General features: G+C 38.2%; 23 protein-coding genes. 3 read left to right on the top strand and 20 right to left on the bottom strand.

Annotated elements, in window-relative coordinates; genetic code table 11:
• Nucleotides 1–49: 49 nt before the first annotated feature.
• The 3 genes from NAT51_RS04650 to fabD form a co-directional block, all read right to left on the bottom strand.
• Entirely contained in the window at nucleotides 50–253 is a 204-nt protein-coding gene (locus NAT51_RS04650; protein WP_250595829.1) for a hypothetical protein, read from the bottom strand.
• A 140-nt stretch (nucleotides 254–393) separates the two neighbouring features.
• Entirely contained in the window at nucleotides 394–645 is a 252-nt protein-coding gene (locus tag NAT51_RS04645; RefSeq protein ID WP_250595828.1) for a hypothetical protein, read from the bottom strand.
• 86 nt (nucleotides 646–731) lie between these two features.
• Entirely contained in the window at nucleotides 732–1,601 is an 870-nt protein-coding gene (gene fabD / locus NAT51_RS04640) for an ACP S-malonyltransferase (RefSeq protein ID WP_250595826.1), read from the bottom strand.
• A 166-nt stretch (nucleotides 1,602–1,767) separates the two neighbouring features.
• Between fabD and NAT51_RS04635 the strand changes: the two genes are divergently transcribed.
• Both NAT51_RS04635 and NAT51_RS04630 read left to right on the top strand, forming a co-directional pair.
• Nucleotides 1,768–2,988 carry an FAD-dependent oxidoreductase gene (locus tag NAT51_RS04635; protein WP_250595824.1) on the top strand — a complete coding sequence of 407 codons (1,221 nt, stop codon included), beginning with the start codon at nucleotides 1,768–1,770 and terminating at the stop codon, nucleotides 2,986–2,988.
• On the top strand, nucleotides 2,978–4,741 hold the full coding sequence (locus NAT51_RS04630; protein WP_250595822.1) for a flavin monoamine oxidase family protein: 1,764 nt from the start codon (nucleotides 2,978–2,980) through the stop codon (nucleotides 4,739–4,741). Before NAT51_RS04635 ends, NAT51_RS04630 begins: the two co-directional genes overlap by 11 nt.
• Before the next feature lie 36 nt (nucleotides 4,742–4,777).
• Here the strand turns inward: NAT51_RS04630 and NAT51_RS04625 are convergent, their stop codons facing one another.
• The 6 genes from NAT51_RS04625 to NAT51_RS04600 all read right to left on the bottom strand — a co-directional run bounded on the left by NAT51_RS04625 (nucleotide 4,778) and on the right by NAT51_RS04600 (nucleotide 8,456).
• Complete coding sequence (locus tag NAT51_RS04625) at nucleotides 4,778–5,653, bottom strand: alpha/beta fold hydrolase (protein WP_250595820.1); 876 nt, start codon at nucleotides 5,651–5,653, stop codon at nucleotides 4,778–4,780.
• A 102-nt stretch (nucleotides 5,654–5,755) separates the two neighbouring features.
• Nucleotides 5,756–6,214 (bottom strand): hypothetical protein, encoded by a 459-nt coding sequence (locus NAT51_RS04620; RefSeq protein ID WP_250595818.1) that lies wholly within the window; start codon nucleotides 6,212–6,214, stop codon nucleotides 5,756–5,758.
• Between the two features lie 129 nt (nucleotides 6,215–6,343).
• Nucleotides 6,344–6,985, bottom strand: a complete 642-nt coding sequence (locus NAT51_RS04615) for a hypothetical protein (protein ID WP_250595816.1) — start codon at nucleotides 6,983–6,985, stop codon at nucleotides 6,344–6,346.
• Between the two features lie 149 nt (nucleotides 6,986–7,134).
• On the bottom strand, nucleotides 7,135–7,626 hold the full coding sequence (locus NAT51_RS04610; RefSeq protein WP_250595814.1) for a hypothetical protein: 492 nt from the start codon (nucleotides 7,624–7,626) through the stop codon (nucleotides 7,135–7,137).
• Between the two features lie 13 nt (nucleotides 7,627–7,639).
• Complete coding sequence (locus tag NAT51_RS04605; RefSeq protein WP_250595812.1) at nucleotides 7,640–7,957, bottom strand: hypothetical protein; 318 nt, start codon at nucleotides 7,955–7,957, stop codon at nucleotides 7,640–7,642.
• Nucleotides 7,958–8,063: 106 nt separating this feature from the next.
• The gene (locus tag NAT51_RS04600) at nucleotides 8,064–8,456 is read right to left on the bottom strand and encodes a DUF1801 domain-containing protein (protein ID WP_250595810.1); all 393 of its coding nucleotides are present in this window, start codon (nucleotides 8,454–8,456) and stop codon (nucleotides 8,064–8,066) included.
• A 252-nt stretch (nucleotides 8,457–8,708) separates the two neighbouring features.
• On the opposite strand from NAT51_RS04600, the gene NAT51_RS04595 reads away from it, so the two are divergent.
• Nucleotides 8,709–9,008 (top strand): hypothetical protein, encoded by a 300-nt coding sequence (locus NAT51_RS04595; RefSeq protein WP_250595808.1) that lies wholly within the window; start codon nucleotides 8,709–8,711, stop codon nucleotides 9,006–9,008.
• An 80-nt stretch (nucleotides 9,009–9,088) separates the two neighbouring features.
• Here the strand turns inward: NAT51_RS04595 and NAT51_RS04590 are convergent, their stop codons facing one another.
• From NAT51_RS04590 to purT, 11 genes are all read right to left on the bottom strand, one after another.
• Entirely contained in the window at nucleotides 9,089–10,048 is a 960-nt protein-coding gene (locus NAT51_RS04590) for a tetratricopeptide repeat protein (protein WP_250595806.1), read from the bottom strand.
• 271 nt (nucleotides 10,049–10,319) lie between these two features.
• Complete coding sequence (locus NAT51_RS04585) at nucleotides 10,320–13,121, bottom strand: TonB-dependent receptor domain-containing protein (protein ID WP_250595804.1); 2,802 nt, start codon at nucleotides 13,119–13,121, stop codon at nucleotides 10,320–10,322.
• 504 nt (nucleotides 13,122–13,625) lie between these two features.
• The gene (locus NAT51_RS04580; protein WP_262921784.1) at nucleotides 13,626–14,501 is read right to left on the bottom strand and encodes a KilA-N domain-containing protein; all 876 of its coding nucleotides are present in this window, start codon (nucleotides 14,499–14,501) and stop codon (nucleotides 13,626–13,628) included.
• 150 nt (nucleotides 14,502–14,651) lie between these two features.
• Nucleotides 14,652–14,822 (bottom strand): hypothetical protein, encoded by a 171-nt coding sequence (locus tag NAT51_RS04575; RefSeq protein ID WP_250595797.1) that lies wholly within the window; start codon nucleotides 14,820–14,822, stop codon nucleotides 14,652–14,654.
• An 11-nt stretch (nucleotides 14,823–14,833) separates the two neighbouring features.
• Entirely contained in the window at nucleotides 14,834–15,064 is a 231-nt protein-coding gene (locus NAT51_RS04570) for a hypothetical protein (RefSeq protein WP_250595795.1), read from the bottom strand.
• Nucleotides 15,065–15,148: 84 nt separating this feature from the next.
• Nucleotides 15,149–15,550, bottom strand: coding sequence for a superinfection immunity protein (locus tag NAT51_RS04565; protein WP_250595793.1), 402 nt, complete (start codon nucleotides 15,548–15,550; stop codon nucleotides 15,149–15,151).
• Between the two features lie 352 nt (nucleotides 15,551–15,902).
• On the bottom strand, nucleotides 15,903–16,433 hold the full coding sequence (locus tag NAT51_RS04560) for a YceI family protein (RefSeq protein WP_250595791.1): 531 nt from the start codon (nucleotides 16,431–16,433) through the stop codon (nucleotides 15,903–15,905).
• Between the two features lie 86 nt (nucleotides 16,434–16,519).
• Entirely contained in the window at nucleotides 16,520–17,239 is a 720-nt protein-coding gene (locus NAT51_RS04555; RefSeq protein WP_250596234.1) for a pirin family protein, read from the bottom strand.
• A 366-nt stretch (nucleotides 17,240–17,605) separates the two neighbouring features.
• Nucleotides 17,606–18,181 carry a Crp/Fnr family transcriptional regulator gene (locus tag NAT51_RS04550; RefSeq protein ID WP_250595789.1) on the bottom strand — a complete coding sequence of 192 codons (576 nt, stop codon included), beginning with the start codon at nucleotides 18,179–18,181 and terminating at the stop codon, nucleotides 17,606–17,608.
• A gap of 3 nt (nucleotides 18,182–18,184) precedes the next feature.
• The gene (locus NAT51_RS04545) at nucleotides 18,185–18,508 is read right to left on the bottom strand and encodes a DUF6370 family protein (protein ID WP_250595787.1); all 324 of its coding nucleotides are present in this window, start codon (nucleotides 18,506–18,508) and stop codon (nucleotides 18,185–18,187) included.
• Nucleotides 18,509–18,628: 120 nt separating this feature from the next.
• Entirely contained in the window at nucleotides 18,629–19,867 is a 1,239-nt protein-coding gene (purT, locus tag NAT51_RS04540) for a formate-dependent phosphoribosylglycinamide formyltransferase (RefSeq protein ID WP_317245494.1), read from the bottom strand.
• Nucleotides 19,868–19,982 lie beyond the last annotated feature (115 nt).

Below are 19,982 nucleotides of genomic sequence, written 5' to 3'. Positions count from 1 at the left end.
AAAAACCGAGCATTGCTCGGTTTTTTTATTTTGTAAAAGCTGTTAAAAATTATTTTTTAACTTCTTCAGTAGCTTTAGCAGCAGCAGTGTCAACAGTTGTAGCAGCAGTGTCTACAGTTGTAGCAGCAGTATCAACAGCAGTAGCAGCAGTATCAACAGTTTCTGCAGTAGCTTCAGTAGCAGTTTCTTCTTTTTTGTTGCAAGATGTCATTAAAGCAGCTACGAAAGCTAAGCTTAAAATTGTTTTTTTCATTTTCTTGTGTTTTTAGAATTAATAATATTGAATTTCGGCGGCAAAAATATGGAAATATATTTCAAAAAAAAAATTTTTCACACTAAAAATATAAAAACCGGGAAAAGCCCGGTTTTTTTGTATTGCGATTAGCGTTCAGATTATTTCTTTGCGTCCTCTTTTACTTCTTTTGCAGCTTCCTCTACTTTTGCAGCACCGGCTTCAACTGCACCGGCAGTTTTAGCGGCAGCAGAATCTACAACTTCTCCCGTTTTAGCTGCTGCAGAATCAACTGCATCAGTCATTTCAGTTGCAACTGCATCAGCAGCTTCTGTTGCTTCTTCCTGTGTTTTTTCTTTGCAAGATGTCATTAAAGCAGCTATGAAAGCTAAGCTTAAAATTGTTTTTTTCATTGTTTTAGGGTTTTAAGAATTAATAATACGATTATTTTATGCAAAATATAAAAAAAATAGTATTAATTCCAAAAAATAATTAACAATTATGCAGAAATAGTTTCGACTTGATTGTTGATTTTGTTGACCAATCCTACTAAAACTTTTCCGGGACCAATTTCTGTGAACGATTGTGCTCCGTCAGCAATCATCTGTTGTACGGATTGTGTCCATTTTACAGGAGCTGTCAGCTGAATGATCAAATTCTTTTTAATCTCTGTGGCATCACTTACGGCACTTGCCGGAACGTTTTGGTAAACCGGACAACTTGGTGTGTTGAAAGTTGTAGCTTCAATTGCAGCTGCAAGCTCTTCTCTTGCCGGTTCCATCATTGGGGAATGGAAAGCACCACCTACCGGTAAAATCAAGGCTCTTTTGGCTCCGGCCTCTTTCATTTTTACACAAGCTTCTTCCACGGCTTTCAATTCTCCGGAAATCACTAACTGACCGGGGCAGTTATAATTGGCAGCAACCACAACCCCGTCAATTGAAGCACAAATATCTTCCACAATTTTGTCGTCAAGATTTAATACTGCCGCCATTGTTGAAGGTGTAATTTCACACGCTTTTTGCATTGCCAAAGCACGTTGTGAAACTAATTTCAATCCGTCTTCAAACGATAAAGTTCCGTTAGCTACCAAAGCGGAAAATTCTCCAAGTGAATGACCGGCAACCATGTCCGGTTTTACATCCAGTACTTTGGCTAAAATCACAGAATGTAAAAATACAGCCGGTTGGGTAACTTTCGTTTCCTTTAATTGCTCTGCTGTTCCTTCAAACATAATGTCTGTGATTCTGAAACCTAAAATGTCATTCGCTTTTTCAAATAATTCTTTGGCAACTTCTGAAGTTTCATATAATTCTTTACCCATTCCCGTGAACTGGGCTCCCTGACCGGGAAATACGTATGCTTTCATCTTAATCAATTTAGTTTAGTAAAGCAAAAATACACTTTTTTTGGAGAATCGGTTTTTTAGTCTTTTTATCAGATTAAACTTAATAATTAAATTGAAATCAGGTAGTTTTACGGGGTTGCATTTTGGTTAATATTTTGAAATTTGGAGAACAAACAAATTAAAAAATATGTCAAACAACGAATACGAAGTAGTGGTGATTGGCGGTGGGGCCATGGGGCTGGCCACGGCGTTCCATCTTAACAAGAGAAAAGTCAAAACCCTGGTTTTGGAACAGTTTACTTTTAAAAACCAATTAGGAAGTTCCGCCGGCGTTTCACGTCAGTTCAGGATACCCTATCCGGATGCCTATATGGTGCAGATGGCATTGGATTCTGAACCTTATTGGGATGAACTCCAAACGTACACCGATAAGAAACTGTTGGAAAAAGTGGGTACGTTATGGTTTGGGGATCCTACAGTGCACTCAACCGAAGGTAATATTGCCGAAGCAGAGAAAGCATTACAGGAATTAAATGTACCCTATGAATCACTGACATGTGAAGAAATTGAATCACGCTTCCATTTTAAAAATTTACCGAAAGAATATACGGGTTTGTTCCAAAAAGACGGAGCCAGTATCGATTTCAGGGCTACTATCCAAACGTTGTACGACCTTGCGTTGAAAAGTGAGCACGTCACACTGGAAGAAGAAGCTCCTGTTACCGATATTAAGGAGGTTGAGAACGGATTCCAGATCACAACACCCAATGGAGTAAGTTATGCAAAGAAAATTGTGCTGACACCCGGTCCGTACATGAACAGCGCGACAAATCTTTTGGGATTTGATGTGAAAGCGACCTATTGGAATATGTCATCGGCTTATTTCAAAAAAACAGATCCGGATATTCAGTATCCAACCTGGTTTGTATTCCAAAATGCCGAAGGCGAAAACGGGAATCAGTTTTATGGTTTTCCGGAAGTTGATTGGGATCATCCGGGCTACATTCGTACTGCTCCCGATTTTGTGATCAATCCGTTAAAAGAACCAAATGGAAGAACGCTTATCCCGAATGAACAGGAATTGGCTTATACTTCACAATGGGTTGAAAACCACATGACGGGAATGGATCCGAAGCCGTATTATACTTCGACCTGTCTGGTGGCATTGAGTTCGATCCCGAATAAGGAATTAATCATCGATTTTGCACCGGCTTATGTTCCACATCACAAAGACGTTGTTATCTACGCTACCGGTTGGGCAGCTAAGTTCACTCCGTTTTTAGGTAAAATTCTTGCCGATCTGGCGATGTACGGCAAAACCGATTTTGATATCACGCCGTTCCAATTGGGACAAAATTATTTCAGGGAATACAAACAATTGCAATTAACAAAACAATATGAACAATAAAAATATACCATTAAATAACGGAATGTCGCCCGATATGAAAATCGAGGTGGCTGTCATAGGAGCCGGAACTTCAGGTTTGTACAGTGCTTACCGTTTGACCACTGATAAAAAATATTCGGGGAGCGAACTGCAGATTTTTGATATGAACAATAAGATTGCAGGCCGTCTGGAATCGGTTGTTATGCCGGGAATGAATTTCTGGGGAGAATTGGGAGGAATGCGTTACCTGACTTCGCAGGAAATCGTGACCACATTAATCGAAGGTTATCCGTTAACTGAAGAAGATCCTGAAAAACGTAAAAAAGTTTTGGATTATCCAATGGTCCCGGTTCCGTTCCCGATGGGAAATCCTTCTGATTTACTGATGTATCTCAGAAAAGAAAGAACCAAGCAGGATGTGTGGAATGTGGCACAAAGCAAAGGAGAAAAATTCATTACACGTTATTACCTGAATGATGATGATTTAGGCTTTAGTTCTGATCAGTTGTTCAATAAAATTATTTACGACGTATTAATGGCCGATCCTTGGTTTGTAAAAAATTACAGTACTAAAGTAAGTCAGGATTCACCGTATGATTACACTTTTAAACTGACCAGTTGGGACTGGGATCAGGTGAAACCGGTATTGCGTTATTGCTTCAAAGGTTCGCCTTACGAAGGAAGAAAAGTGAACGACATCGGTTTCTGGAACTTAATCAAAGATCAGGTTTCGCAGGAAGGTTACGATTTCTTAGCTAATGCAGGAGGTTATTACTCCAATACCATCAACTGGAATTCAGCGGAAGCATTTCCTTATATGGTTGGGGATTTTTCGGCGAATCCAACCTATAAAACCATTAAGGAAGGGTATGATAGTATAGCTTATGCTTTGGCCAATCAATATCTGGAAGAAGAAGGTGCTGCCATCTGGATTGAAAACAAATTGCTGACTTTCAATAAAGACCATGTGAACAGTGCGACACACAAATATGAATTGGTTTTCCTTAATCTGCCAACGAATACGGAATGGAAAGTCTATGCCAATACCATCGTTTTGGGTATGCCAAGGCAATCACTGGAATTGCTGGATCAAAATAATTTCTTCTTTGATATCAATGAAAGAAAGGAGCTGAATGAGAATATCCGTTCGGTTATTAAAGAGCCGGCGTTTAAAATCTTAATGGGATTTGAGTATCCTTGGTGGAAGGAATTGAATATCGATTCAGGACATTCGATTACTGATTTACCAATGCGCCAGTGTTATTATTTCGGGACTGATGAAACGAATGACAATTCGATGCTTTTGGGAAGTTACGGAGATATGTCAACCGAAACATTCTGGAAAGCGCTATCTGATGATAAAGTCCTTTTTGAGGTACGGTCAAACAAATCGGCTTCATTGCTGGAGCTACAGGAATTAAATGATGTGCAGGCCACTAAAATGATGGTGAACGAACTGATGAACCAGCTTCGTGAACTGCACGGTGAAACTGTAAAAATTCCGGAACCTTATGTAACCTGGTTTAAAGATTGGACCGATGCGCCTTTTGGTGCCGGATATCACGCCTGGAAAGCCGGATTCGAAGTAAAAGATGTAATGCCGTATATGCGTAAACCGTTAGCTACAGAAACCATACATATCATTGGGGAAGCCTATTCAGATCAGCAAGGCTGGGTAGAAGGCGCTTTCTGTGTAGCCGAAAAAATGCTGCAGGATTATTTCGGGTTGCCAAGACCGTATTGGTTAAGTCCTGATTATTATTTGGGATGGTAACATAGAATATAAAACGGAGCGATAAGCTCCGTTTTTTTATTTTTCGGTAATGGATTCGCTCAAAAATTTATTGATGACGGATATTGTCGCAGCAATAAGATCGTCATGTTGCGGAGTTGTTACTTCTCCTATGTATTCTCCGTGACCGCCGGGAATGATGGCCAATTGTGAATTTGGAATAAGGGTATGAACTTCGGTGGCATGCTTCGTTGTGATAACATCTTTGTCGCCAATCATGATCAGTGTTGGTGCTTTTATTCCTTTAATCTGTGCGTCAGGAATGTCTTTGAAGTCAAGCATTCTTTTGGCGTCTTTATCGTGCATTACCTGTAAGCCGTCAGGATCTTCCGCTACTTTTTTATAAGCTTCTTTCAATTGTGGCGGCATATTGTCCAAATGTGCCTGTTTCATAAAATCCCAGAATTGTACTGGGACACCATCGCGTTTGCATAAAGCAGAACCGGCGATTATCTTGTTAACGACTTCGGGATGTCTGATGGCAACTTGTAAAGCTGTCGTTCCGCCGTTGCTGAATCCGAAGAAATTTGCTTTTTCAATGTTCAGATTTTTAAGCAGTGCAGCCACATCATCGGCGTCCTGTTCAAAAGTCAGTTCCGAATTTCTGTCGGAGGTACGCCCATGCGCTTGCATCTCAACAGCAATCACCTGATGCGTTTTGGCAAATTCCCCAATCACTTTGCCGAAAGTCGTTTCAATGGTCGAGCCGCCTCCATGGATTAAAACCAGCGGATAGCCTTTGCCGTGAATTTCATAATACATCTTGAGTCCGTTCACGGTTGCATAATGGCCCGCGCTTTCGGTATTGGTTGGGTTTGCCATTTTTTTGGAGTCGGTTTTATTGCAGCCTGTCATCATCAAAGCTGCCAATGTTGCTAAAAGTAAGGTTCTCATAAACAATTCCGGATTCGGTATAAATCGGTATACCAAACTTACTCAATTCAGTTGTAATTTGGAATCATTAAAATCAGGTATTTTTTTACCGTTGTTGTGTTTTCAACTGAAATGTAGCCTGTAAGTCTTTCTGATTTTAAAAAAATGAAACCAAAAATAAATCTGTCCGCTTAAGAACAACACATTCAGGCATACAATAATAACAACGAAGAATTCAATGCTGTTGTTGATCTTTTCCATATTCCCTGATTCGAAATCGACTAAGTTCAGGAGTGAAAATTTAGCATTAATAACCGAAGGAATTGTTGTTAAGAGGTGTGTGCCAACTAACGTACGGCTTACCGCAGGATTGTTTTTTGAAAGTATCCAATACCCGCTTATGGCCAATAGTAAAAGTATGAATTTGATAAAAGTAGCAAGCAGATAACCGTTTGAAAAAGAAGTATCCCAGCCCGGAGCTATAGATGTAAAAAAAATATTTTCGGATAAAATAAAAGAAAAAGGGAACAGGATAATGGCAAGAACTGAAAAAAAAAGTAAAACAAACTTTGTTTTAATCATTGTTTTGGGCTTGTATTTTAATTTTGAAAATGAATGAGCAAATGGGGTAGCTAAAGTAATAAAGTTTAACCTTAGCTACATTAATTTCACGATAAAAAAATCATTGCGCCAACTTGTTACCCAGTAAAATCAATTTCCCATTTGCATAAAAGATTTTATATGAAAGAGATTATCCACAAAGGTGTGGAGTTTCAATTTAATGCCATTGCTTTCGTTTTTCTGACGAAAACTTCTTTCTTCTTTTCCTGATTTTTCCAAGTGTTTCTTTTGGGCTATCCGCGGAAGATTCTCAAAGGTTCTGTCGATGCAGCTGAAAGAGAATTTCTTTTGGGTTTCCCAATACACTTTGTAAAGTTCGGTTCCTTCGTCAACTTTTAAAGTTTTGCAGTCAAAAGAATTCAAAAACATAACCAGTCCCGTAAAACCGCCATAGTTGGAACTTCCGGTTAAAAAACGGATACGGCCTTTGTTTCCGGTTTTACTACACTCCAGGTATTTGACGTCCATGTCTTCCTGTAAATGATTGATTATGCCTTCAAAATGCCAGATCAAATCATTTCGTTCTGTAATTTCGTTCCGGTCCGCGAAGCGTTTGCTGCGGATGTAAAAGCAGTTTAAAGCATAGTCAGGGAATACGTCCGGCCAAAATTCATCCGGTCTTGGTTTTCCTGTGTTTTTTGCTTCGGCGATTACTTCGTAAACCCTTTTCATGTCGTTGAATTTCTCTTCATCTCCAACTTCAAATTCGATATAGGCGGTTTTAGTTTCCATCTTACGGAGATTAATATTTGACATTTATTCCTGATGATGCGACGACCATCATATATAATGATGACTATTTTTTTGTAAAGGTTGGGAGAGAGTAAAAAAAAAATCCGGATCAAAAGTGAACCGGATAACTTGTATGATTTTAATGAGGGTTAATTGTTTCTGTGTGGATGCGGCATTTCGATGTATGAAAAAACATTTTCAGATTCCCATTTTATTTTGAAAAACAGGCCCCCTTCATCAGCTACTGTGGCTTTGCAGCCAAATGAATTCAGGAATACAATCAAACCGCCGACTCCTCCGTACGGATAACCCCAGGCATCAAATTCGATGCGGCCTTTGTTTCCGTCCCGGGTGCATTCCAGGTATTCAACATCCATGTCTTCAACTAAATGGTCGACAATTCCTTCGAAAGGCCAAACGCCATCATTTTTTTCAGCAGTTTCAAATGCAGGTTTCAATTGGTTACTTCTGATATAAAAATGTTTTACCGAATATTCCGGAAAAACGGTAAGCCAATATTCATGTGGTTTGATTTCTTCCGCAAGTTTTGCTTCGGCGATTAATGCATAGACTTTTTTCAGATCATCAAATTTTGCATTATCTGTGATTTCAAATTCTATGTATTCAAATTTAACAGTCATTTTTAATAGGATTTTAGTTTGGAAATGAGTTGGCCGACAAAAATAAAAACAGAATGGCGATACTGCAATATCCGGTGACAGACCAATTGCCGTTATTTTGGTTCAACAGTAAAAAGCCAACGGAAAGCGAGATAATCAGAATGAAATTTTCTTTTTGGTGTCTTCTTATAATTGCCCAGAGAAAACAAATTATAAGAGCTGTACAAAAAGTAACCATCGTGTAAAACAGGTGCCACATATCAGGCCTGTATTGGTAGTGTGGCATGAAAGGCATTTCCGGAGCATAAAGTACAAGCATGAGAAATGCCAGAAGAGTCAGTACAACTTTCATTATTTACCATTGTGTTTATACGGTCACAAAAGTAAATTTATTTTTCAGATGCTGAGGTGTGCGTTGAAAGGATATTTTTATACGGGAAGCCTAAAAAATATAATAATTACTTCAACCGTTCCAAAACCCCTTTCCGTTTCACGACATTTTTATAATCCCACTGGATCGTGCGGCTTTTTTCCAGCCAGCGTTGCAAATCTTCGGTGTTTATTTGCTCGGCTTCGGTATATAAAATGGAAGCGTCTTTGAATTTTCCGGTGCCGGGTTTTAATCTGGGTTCGTCAAAACTGTCGCCGCTCCAGAACATCAAACGGATACCGGCTTTGAGTTTGCTGTACCCGACAACGGGATTGTCGTCCAAAAACCACACCGGATGGGCGTGCCAGATCCTGTTTTCTGCTTCCGGAAGCCCTTTGTTGATTTCTTTGGCCAGTGTATCGCAGATGAATTGTTCTTCGGGTTCCTGTTTGTTGTTGTACAGACGCGTATCTAAATCCATGTTAATGTTTTTTGTAGTATTAAAATTACAAAAAGAATTTTTTTTACCGAAGAGAGAAGTAATTTTTTTGTGGCAAAAAGAAAATCAAAAATGAAATTGCCACACTTTTTGTGGCAAAATGGTTTTCGAAAACGAAATTGCCACAGATTTTCCGGCGGCATCCTTAAAAACAGTGAGGAAAAAATCCCCGAAATTGGCGATTGTGCGAAATTTCTTTTTGACATAATTTGGCTCCATCAAAACTAACAGGCCATGATGCAGGAGAAAAAAGAACGGTTCGCAGAAATTTTATACAAAGAAGTGCAGACTTTGGATGTGAATGCGGTCAAGTCATTCAGTATAGAACTGATGGAAAAAGATACTGAGTCAGCTAATACGATATTGTTCAGTTCCTTGAATGAAGCGGTTGAAATCATTTCCTCTTTTGCGGGAACAGCTAAAAAAGAAGAAATCAGGGAAGACATACTCTCCTATATTTCGCTGGAAGAGCTAAAAGTACAGCCTTCGTTCCGGCTTAAGATTTCGGTGGGTGAAGCCAGTATCCTTCCATAAACTACCGGGATAGGTTGTAAAAAAAATGTTGGCACAGATCACAAACGTAAAGTAATCCATGCCAACGGAATTAATAAAATCTATTTGGTCAGTAATTTGTAAAATCCGGATTCGGTTAAAATTTTATTTGCAGCCTTTTTCATCTCTTCCTCAGATGCGAATCCTCCGTAAAAGTCCCATGAATTCAGAAGAATTTTCCGGTTTAGGAAACGGATGTAATAATAGTTGTATTCATCTTTATTCCTGGTTTCTTTTTCGGTGATAATATTTTGGAAAGCATTTTCAAATTGGACTTTCAGTTCATCTTTTGTGTATTTTTTTACTAATGCATCCAAGGCCAATTCGACAATATAGTGGTTGCTGGCCAATCCGTTTTCGATAATATTTGGCAATAAGACATCATATGCTTTTTCATAGTCGTTTAAAGCCAGATAGCATTTCGAATACATTCTGGTCATGTAGAGATCGTTCTCAGCATGTTCATTTCCGCAAAAATGACGGTACGGGTATTTTTTAGTCTGGTCAAGATAGTGTAATGCTTCCTGATAATTTTTATTTTCAACTTCAATTTCTGCCAAAATTTTACAGGCTCTGTTTTTGTAATTGGCATAAGGTTCAGCCATGATTCCGGAACCAATTCCGCCTTTTTCCTTATCGTTTGCCCCACTGTTCAGTACTTTTAAAAAGGTTTCTTTGGCTTTTTCGGTATCATCTGATTGAAGCTCTGCATATCCTTTGTTGTTCAGCGCCCTGAAGATCAGTTTTGATTTAGGATAGTCTTTGATCAGTTCCTCATAACCATCGATTGCTTTAGAAAGAATTTTTTCCCTGATTTCTTTAGTCAAATCCTTTTCGATTCTCTCTTCCGTTGTAAGGCTGATTGTGTCGTCTGGGTTTCTTCTGTCCCTTAAATCGTAATCGGCAAATTCCTGCAGCGCGAGTGCTCTTTCAAAAAGGATGCGGTCTTCATTTTTGTCTTTTTTCTGGCTGAAGGCGGTTACGGTAAGTAATAGGCCAAGGGTGATAAAAATGTTTTTCATAGCGTAGTGTTTAAGGTTTACGTGGGTGCGATAGCTGAAGGGCTATATTGATAAAGATGATAAAAATGGAGGAAAGGTTGGGATACTTGTTGTTTTTATAAAAAAAACGGAAGCAAGAGGTTGATCTATATAGCAAGTTCAGATTAAAAATCTGCGTTGGTGGGGTCTTATGGATAGATCAAGGGAAAAGCAAAAGTTTAATAAGCATCTGTAATAATAAAAAAGGGCAATACATTAAGTAGCGCCCCTTTTTTTATTATAAAGAATTTAATTAGAAATTATATCTAACTGCAAAATTCCAAGTTCTTCCAAATCCGAAATAGGCATTGTTGGCTTTGGCTACACCTTTATAAGCACCAAACACTTGACCATAGGTTGAAGTTGTGTTTGGTATTTGTTGGTTATAACCATAACTGGTGTTGGATTCCATTAAATAGGTTCTGTCTAATACATTATCCATGTTGAAACAAAGACTAAGTTTGTGTTCGTTTTGTAAAGTCAAATCATATTTTAAGAATGAGTCTACTACCAAGTAGTTTGGTAATTCAATAACCGAGTTGAAAAAGTAAGTATAGGTTACCGGGTCAAATTTTTCAATTGGTGCATTTGTGTACAAACGATCATGGAATCTTGCTTTTGTACCCAATTGGAATCCTTTAAATAAGTAAGCTGATGCTCCTAAATTGACCATTGTTTGAGGCATACCTCCTATGTAGTTATCCTTTACATATAATACATCTTCTCTGTTGGAACCGTAATAGGTGAATTTAGCATCGGATGTATATTTCCATTCACCATAAGATACTGTACTGAAAATATTTATGGTTTTAGTTGGTCTGACAGTTAATTCTGCTTCCACACCATAGTTCTTTTTGTTGATGCCGGTTGTTGCTCCAAAAAATCCAGAAGTATTATTCGCATATGGAATTGTTGAATCTTCGTGGAAAGCTAAATAACCGTTTAATTTAAAGTTGATTTTAGATGTTGAAAATCCGTAACCGGCTTCAGCAGACTTAAAATCTTCGTTTTTGTATATTTTATTAGGAACATCTGAGAAACTTGAGAAAATGTTCGTATAAATCGGAGCTCTCGAAACGATACCACCATTTGCCCAAAGGTTGTGTTTTTCATTGATGTTATAATTGATCCCTAATTTAGCATTATAACCGTCAATATTTACAGACGCTGAATTGTGGGTTGTATTCGTTAAAAGATTGTTCGTAGTACGACTTAAAAATTGTCTGTTAAAACCACCTTGAGCTAAAATATTTACTTTGTTGAAGTTTGCTTCAACTTGCACATAGGCTCCCAAATAATCAATATTTGAAGTAAAATCATAGTTTACTTTTGATGAATTAGCTGTTTTATCAAAGATCTTCCAGATATTATCCTGGGAAGAAACAGTAGTGTTAACGATTTGGTTATAAGCATTTAGTGTTGTGTTTAAATCGTTGTAATTGTTCGTTACGGCATACCCGTCAGCTCCAAATAAGTTTTCTAAGGTTCTATAGTTGTTGTATTCTGTTTTTCTATAGTCAAGACCTGTGTTTACTTTAAGGATTTTTCCAATTTGTTTGTCTAAGTTGATAATTGCACCGTACGAATTGATTTCTTTATTGTTGGCAATTTGTGAAATACCGGTGTAGATTCTATCTTCAACAATTGAGTTTAAGTATTTCCCGTTTATTGCAGCTCTATAGATAGCAGGGGTGTTGCTGTATCTGTCATAAGGCAGTTGTCCTTGATTATAACCTGAAATATAATCAAAATCAATCTGTGCAGTATTGTTAAACTGCCCAAATTCTGAAGTTAAATAAGGAGAATCATTGGTAAAAATTGTATTACCATTCATTCTTATATCTGTTGATTTCCCTTTTGATCCGTAAACTTTTGCAGATAACTGGTCATTATCATTGAATTTGAAATCCCATTGTAAAGTCGCAATTGGTTTGTGGCTGTTGTTGCTTTCAGCGGCATATGGGTTATTTTGATAATACCCCCAATCTCTATTGTATCTTGTGTTAAGATTGGTATTATTTTGATCAAAATATTGGTTCAATCCAATTGAAGAATTTCTTTGGTTATGCCATTGTGGTGTTCCAAATAATTTAAATTGTAAATTATGTTTTTGATTTTCATAACCAAAAGCGATGAAGTAACCGGTTGCATTAAAATCGGTATTTTTAATATAACCATCTCCTGAAACATTGGTAAGCATGAAATTAAGACCGAATCCATTTTCTAATCTTCCTGTTCCATAAGAGGCACCAAATTTTTTGTATCCATTGTTTCCTGTAGCAGTAAACAGACTTCCTCCCCTAGGGCTAAAAGCATCTTTTAGAATTAAGTTTAAAGTTCCTGCAACTGAAGAGTTTACTAATTTAGAGGCACCAAGTCCTTTTTGTAACTGAATTGAGCTAATGGCATCATTGATAGTCATAAAGCCACTCCAATCCACATTTCCATTTTCTAAATCATATAAAGAGATACCATCAATCATTGGGGTCAGGTTGTTTTGTTCAAAACCTCTGACACGTAATTGGGAATCACCAAATCCACCACCCATTCTGGATACAAATGCTCCTGACATATCATTGGAAAATTCGATGAAATCCTTGTTTGAGCTTTGTGCCTGGATATCAGAATTTAATAGTGTGGAAGAAGCAATTGGAGATTTTCTGTTTTCAACAACATCGACAATTGATGAAGTGTTTTCAATTTGTTTCTCAATATCACTTTCTAAAAATATGGTTTGCAAGTCTAAAGTGCTATTGCCTTGTAGGGAAACTTCATTGACCTTTATGTAAGTAGTTTTGTAATTTAGAAAACTGATCTTAATCCGGTTTTCAGAAATTCTGGTTTTTAAAATGAAATTACCTGTAATATCAGTGTACGTTGAGTTGATTTCATTTTCTCCGGTTATGGGCACTAATGCTATTTTAACACCGTAGATGTTTTCATGTGTGCCAGCATCTTGTATAACACCTGTGATTTTTATGTTATTCTGAGCACTTGAGGAAAAAAATGCGAATAATGATAGAATTAGGCTGATAAGAAAGAGTTTTTTCTTCATTTGTGTAAAATTTAATTTTGGGGCGCAAAACTAAGGATTGTTTAATGAGAGGAAAAATTGCAATCTGTTTTCAAGACCTGTTCAATTTAGTATATCATTTTTTTTAACGGTTATAATTTTTGATCTGTTAAAAAATGTGAATTTATATTATGTAATTTATGTCTTAAGTGTTAAAGGTTTTTTTGTGTTCTGAATTCGTGCCTGAATTTCATTCTTGTAAGAATTGGATTTAAAAACAGTAATATTTTGTTATAAAATCATAAAATAAGTCTGTTGAATGTTATTTTTTCATTTGTTGTAAAGGATTGAAAAATCTCAACCCGGTGAGTTTTTTGAAGTTTAATTAATGGTAACTGGATATCGGGTTTTACATCTTTTCTTAAGGTTGGCGCAGTTGGGATGCTGGTGCTTGAAAAGATTATATTTAAGGAATTAATCTTAATTGATGAGGTTGTGGCACGAGCGGGAGGCTCGCGCCAGCGGGGGAACTATCGGAGATGTTTTTTACTCAAGCTTCTTCTTTTCATCTAGATAAGTTGATTCAGATTCTTTTTTCATTGATTTGATAAAATCTTTGTCAGTTAATATTGCTAACTGTTGTCTGGCAATTCTATGTAAATTATTAAAACGTATTCTTTTTTCTATATTACTTTTAATGAATTCTGAATTTATTGATTCTAAATTGGAAAGCACTGCTAATTCATTTATGCTTGCAAAATCCCTGATATTTTTGTTTTCAAATGCGTATTGAGGATTAGCCTCTCTCCATTGTTTGGCTGTACAGCCAAATAATGCAACATTCATTAAATCTGCTTCTTCGGCATAAATCAGCCATTCATTAGTGTTTGTTTGATTAGAAATGGGTATTATATGATTTTTTACAGCATCTGTATGTATATGATAATTAATTTTACTCAGAACTCTCTTGATATCCCATTCTAAATTATATTGATTGGTTTCAATTTCTTTAAGTCTTTGAAATTCTTTTATCAATAAAAGTTTGAACATTGGACTAATCCATGCTCCAAATTCGAATGCTATATCTTTATGAGCATAGGTACCGCCTTGTCTGCCACTTTTGGAAACTATTCCTATTGCGGCAGTGTTTTCCACCCATTTTTTTGGTGTAAGATTGAAAGAATTTAATCCAGCTTCTTTTCTTAAGGTGTCGAATTCGACACCTTTAAAATTTGGATTGTACAATTGTTCCCAAATTCCCAGAAATTCTACAGTGTTCCTGTTTCTCATCCAATTTCTGATATGGTCATTTCCTTCTTCTCCTCTTACCATATCGGTTAGGCATATATAATCATTGTTATTAAAGGATGTAATGGCAATTATTTTATCTTCGACTTCAATTTGTTTTATTTTGGCGGACATAGATTGATAATTATTATTGTATTGTAAATATACAAAGGCTGAGTGAAATTCTAAAGGTAGATATAAAATTGAGTTATGATGGCATTTAACTATACAGATAACTCTATGAAGCGGGCTGGTTGCACTAGCGTGGGGAAGTAGAAAACACTTTTAATTGTTCAATAATTTTTTCAGGTCATTGAATGAAATGTCAATTCTTTCAACTTTCCCATCTGTAAAAAACACATTAATTGAAGTTCCATAGTCCTCAACTCTAATTAAACTTTTTTTAGTAAAATGGATAATAGTATTGTCTCTTGTTTTTAATGTAGTGAATTCCATATTGATAAAATTTAGTCATTTATAAAGTCAATATCAAAACTTGATATTTGAAAGTGGTTATCAGATGAATATTTTTTCGCATCTTCATTTGATATGTAAATTCTCTTTACAAAAAGATCTGAGAAATATGTCATTAGATCATTAGGATTTTTCGGCAATACTTTCGTTTTAAAAGTTCGATCTAAATAATTATGATATTCACCATGTGTTTCAATCATTTTTAAAGCTTCTTCAAAAGTCATAATGTATATTTTTAGTAAATCATGCTTAGACAACACATGGATTTGCATACGAGCGTAGCGAACTGACGAAGTAATCCATGCTTTTCACCTCCCCAACAACTTCCCTTTCTCATTTTCATATTCCTCCACCGACAAAGCACCCGAGTCCAGTAAATCCTTAAGACGGCGCAGGCTGTCCAGTTTGTTGTGCAGGCTTGGTGCCGGGAACTCGATTTTTTCTTCGTTGTTGTGCTGATTGTTGTTAATAGTAATCAGCGGTACCTGTTTGCCGTTGGAACAAGCCCAAATAAATGCAATAACCCAGCCCACGACCGTCCAGCCCAAAAACAAATTGAGCACAATAATGGTTGCCGTTCCGGTTTTTTTGCGGTTGAGGGTAATGGCTGTGGGTAAAAAATAAACAAGCAGTAATAAGAAAAGTACGATGACTTCCGTGGTTCCGAATCGTCCCATAGTGTTTGTGTTGATTTGAGGTTTATCAAACATAACCATTCACCATGAGAAAAAAACCAGTAGAAATACGTATTTTTTAATGGATTTAATTTTTCAGGACGAAAAAAGTTGTGAGAAATTTTCTGTGGTAAAAAAAAATCTCACAGCGTTGTGAGAAAAATTCTGTGAGAAAATAAATTCTCACAAAAAAAATCTCACAACCTTGTGAGAAAATAAAATTTTCCGAAAAAATTCTCACAGCAAAAAAAATAACCCTGTACATCTCGTTAGTACAGGGTTATCCATGAAAAAAACAAACTAAAACTAATTAACTATTATCATTTGGTACAAAACGATTCTCGATACATTTTTTAGTGCCTAAAAAACACTCGAATTGACGTTTTGCTTATTGCTTAACCAATTGCAATTCGATATCCAGTTTTACTTCTTCGCTTACCAGTACGCCACCGGTTTCCAGTGCCGAGTTCCAGTTTAATCCCCAATCCTTGCGGTTGATTTTTCCGGAGATGTTCAATCCCGCTTTTGTATTCCCCCACGGATCGGTCATCAAACCGCTGAATTCTGCCGGAAGTGTCACGAATTTTGTCACACCGCGCATGGTTAAGTCACCTGCGATTTCATAATTTCCCCCGCTTGTTTTGGTTAGGGAAGAAGCTCTGAAGGTCATCTTCGGATGGTTTTCGGCATCAAAGAAGTCGGCGCTCTTTAAGTGATTGTCACGGTCGGCATTGCGGGTGTCAATTGAATTGATATCGGCAGCGAATTCGATGTTGGCATTGGTGAAATCGTCACCGTCAGTCACGATGCTGGCATCATAGTTTTCAAATTTTCCGGATACATTGGTAAACATCATGTGTTTTACTTTAAAACCGATTGCTGAGTGTGTTGGGTCTATTGACCATTTTGTTGTTGACATATTTTTTTGAATTATGAGTTATGAATTATGAGTTATTATGTTAATCACTAATTACTAGTCACTAATTACTAGTCACTAAGAACCAATCACTTAATCTCCATCGGTACTTCCATTAACAAAACTTCTGCATTGGAATCTGCTTTGATAGTAACGGTGTCAATATCCCAGATCCCGAAGCCGTCGCGTTTGTTCAATGCCTGTCCGTTTACGGTTACGTCGCCGTTCAATACGAATACATACAAGCCGTTTCCTTCTTTTTTGAATTGGTATTCGGTTGCAAAATCCTTATCAAATTTCCCCAAATGGAACCAGGCATCCTGATGGATCCATACCCCGGCATCGTCTGCATTGGGTGACAGGATTTGCTGTAAGGTATTGTGGCGGTCTTCCTCATTTAAAGTAATCTGGTCGTAACGCGGTGCAACGCCTCTTTTGTTTGGGATGACCCAGATTTGTAAAAATTTCACCGCCTCGTCTGCGTTCTTGTTGTATTCGCTGTGTTGTACCCCGGTTCCGGCGCTCATCACCTGGATGTCACCGTTTTTGATCACAGTTTTGTTCCCCATGCTGTCTTGGTGTTCCAAATCGCCTTCCAAAGGAATACTGATGATTTCCATATCCTGGTGCGGGTGTTTTCCGAACCCCATTCCGCCTGAAACGGTGTCGTCATTCAGTACGCGGAGTACTCCAAAATTCATACGCTCCGGGTTGAAATAATTGGCAAAACTGAAAGTGTGAAAACTTTGCAACCAACCGTGATTGGCGTTACCTCTTGTATTGGCTTTGTGTACTACGATGTTGTCCATGATTTTTGAGTTTGTGTTTTGAATATGATTGAATCCGACGGTTTCTTTTTCGGATTCGGTTGCTTTTTTGGCCAAAGCCGCTCCTGTAAGAAGTGCTCCGCTGCCTAAGGCTACTTTTCTGATAAAATCTTTTCGGTCCATAACTTGTTCATTTTGATGGGACAAAGTTAGGGCAGGGGTATGGGTTAGGCACTTAACCTAGATTAAGAAATGTTTTTTAGAGTGGGAAAGTTTCAGAGTAACAGAGTTTCAGAGTGGCAAAGTTTTAGAGTGACTGAGTTTCAAAGTTTCAGAGTGACAGAGTAGCAGCGTTTTTTACTGCGAGATGCAAAGACTTTGCAACTTTGGGACTTTGCAACTTTGCAACTATTTCTTAAGCATTCGTGCTTTCATTTTACTGAAAAACTCGGGAGTGACTCCTATATAAGAAGCGATTTGTTTTTGCGGCAGGGAATGGATAAGCCCTGAATATTTTTTGGAGAATTTGTCGTAACGGGCTTCGGCGGTGAAGCTCATGTTGTCGATCAGCCGCTGTTGGTTGGCGACCAGTGAATTTTCAATCAGGATACGGAAGAAGCGCTCCATTTTAGGAACTTCCCGGTACATTTTGTCCTGATCTTCTTTGGAGAGTAGGAGTACTTCGGCCTCTTCGTTGACTTCGATGAATAATTGTCCGGGACGTTGGGAAAGAAAGCTGTACATGTCGGCAATCCACCAGCCGGGACAAGCAAAACTCACCACATGTTCGACACCGTTTTCATCCATGGTGTAACTGCGAAGGATGCCTTTGGTTACAAAAAAAGAATGTGTGCAGATCTCGCCCGCTTTAAGCAGGATGGTTTTGGGTTTGAATTGCTTGGGGGTTGTAAAAGACAAAACACGTTCCTGCTCATCTGGTGTGAGTGAAACGTGTTTGGCGATATTTTCAAGGAGTAAATTCAAAAATTATTTCTTCTTATCCTCTACCAGAACAAAGCTGGAGGCAATAAACTTTTCATTTTTGATTTCACCGGATACTTTTGCTTTCCGTACTGCATTGCAAAGACCATTGTGTGCATGGGCATCACCGTAGTCGTCAATTTTGATGCCTTCCACAAAGTAGGCTTTGCCTTCAAATTTAACAGCTAAGTCGCAGCTTTTACCGTCCATTTCAAATTGGCATTCGCCACATGAAGCTTCTACAAGCTGATCTTTGACCTGAATACTTTTTTCCTGTGCGCCTGCATTAACTCCATATGCCAACAGCGCGGTTAGAATAACTCTTTTCATAATTATCGGTTCTTGGTGATTGGGTTTCACATCTCCTGTTCGGACCGCATCGTAAGCGGCGTGGACCACAGGAAGTGAGTGTAAAGATACTAAATAAGATGAAAAGTAATCTACTCATTGTTAAGAATTTACTGTAATAAGGGTTGCGGTTTTTTTGGCGCGCTCCACAATTTCTTCGATTGGTGTGTCCAAAGAGTCGTTTGACAGGACAACTCCCATGCGTCTGTACGGTCTTGATGTGGGTTTTCCAAAGATACGGAAATCAGTTTTAGCCAAGCCCGCCACTTTTTCAATTCCGCTGTACGTTGGGTTCTCCGAATTTTCAGTAGCAAGGATTACGGCACTGGCGCCTACTTTCTCCAGCGTGATTTCGGCAATAGGCAAACCAAGGATGGCGCGTAAATGCAATTCAAACTCGTTGAAATTCTGCGTGCCGGCCAAAGTCACCATTCCGGTATCGTGCGGTCTTGGGGATAGTTCCGAAAAATACACACCTTCATCAGTCAGGAAAAATTCTACACCGAATAATCCGGCTCCGCCTAAAGCTTCGGTAACTTTTTCGGCCATATCCTGTGCTTCGTAGATGTCTTTTTGTGAAACATGGGCCGGTTGCCAGCTTTCCTGGTAATCACCACGTTCCTGACGGTGGCCTATCGGTGCACAGAATAAGGTATGTCCGTTGTGTTGTGTGACAGTCAGTAAGGTAATTTCAGAATGGAAATTGACGAATGCTTCCACGATAACTTCGACTACGTCACCGCGTGAACCTTCGACGGCATATTTCCATGCTTTTTCAATATCAGCTTCCGTTTTAATGGTCGATTGTCCTTTTCCGGATGACGACATCAGTGGTTTTACCACGCAAGGGATTCCGACTTCACCAACGGCTTTTTGCAATTCCCCGGCTGAGGTGGCGTAACGGTAATTGGCGGTACGCAATCCTAATTCTTTGGCTGCCAGATCACGGATGGCTTTGCGGTTCATGGTAAAGTTGGCCGCTTTCGCCGAAGGAACAACTGTGATTCCCTGTTTTTCGTAATCGTAAAAACGCTCTGTACGGATGGCTTCGATTTCGGGAACGATATAATCAGGCTGGTGTTTGGTTACAATTCGGTCCAGCTCCGAGCCGTCAAGCATGTTGATGACTTCGAATCCATGTGCGACCTGCATCGCCGGAGCGTTTTCATAACTGTCGACAGCAATTACTTTTTGTCCGATGCGTTGGGCAGCGATGACAAATTCTTTTCCTAATTCACCTGATCCTAATAATAGTATTTTCTTTTGCATTGTTTTTAAGTGGTTCGTTGTTTTTTGTTTATGGTTTGTTGTTGCGGCCGCGTGAGGGGTTGAAGTGGAAATCCTTTTTTATAACTGAGCGGAGCAGAAGTATAAAAAAGATTGCAACGGAAAACCCGACCCTTGTGGTCACGCCCTAAAAATAAGAACAAAAAAAGCCCCAAGTTTCCTCGGGGCA

Source organism: Flavobacterium amniphilum, from assembly GCF_023634845.1.
Lineage (GTDB): Bacteria > Bacteroidota > Bacteroidia > Flavobacteriales > Flavobacteriaceae > Flavobacterium > Flavobacterium amniphilum.
This window is presented reverse-complemented; position numbering and strand designations above follow the sequence as displayed.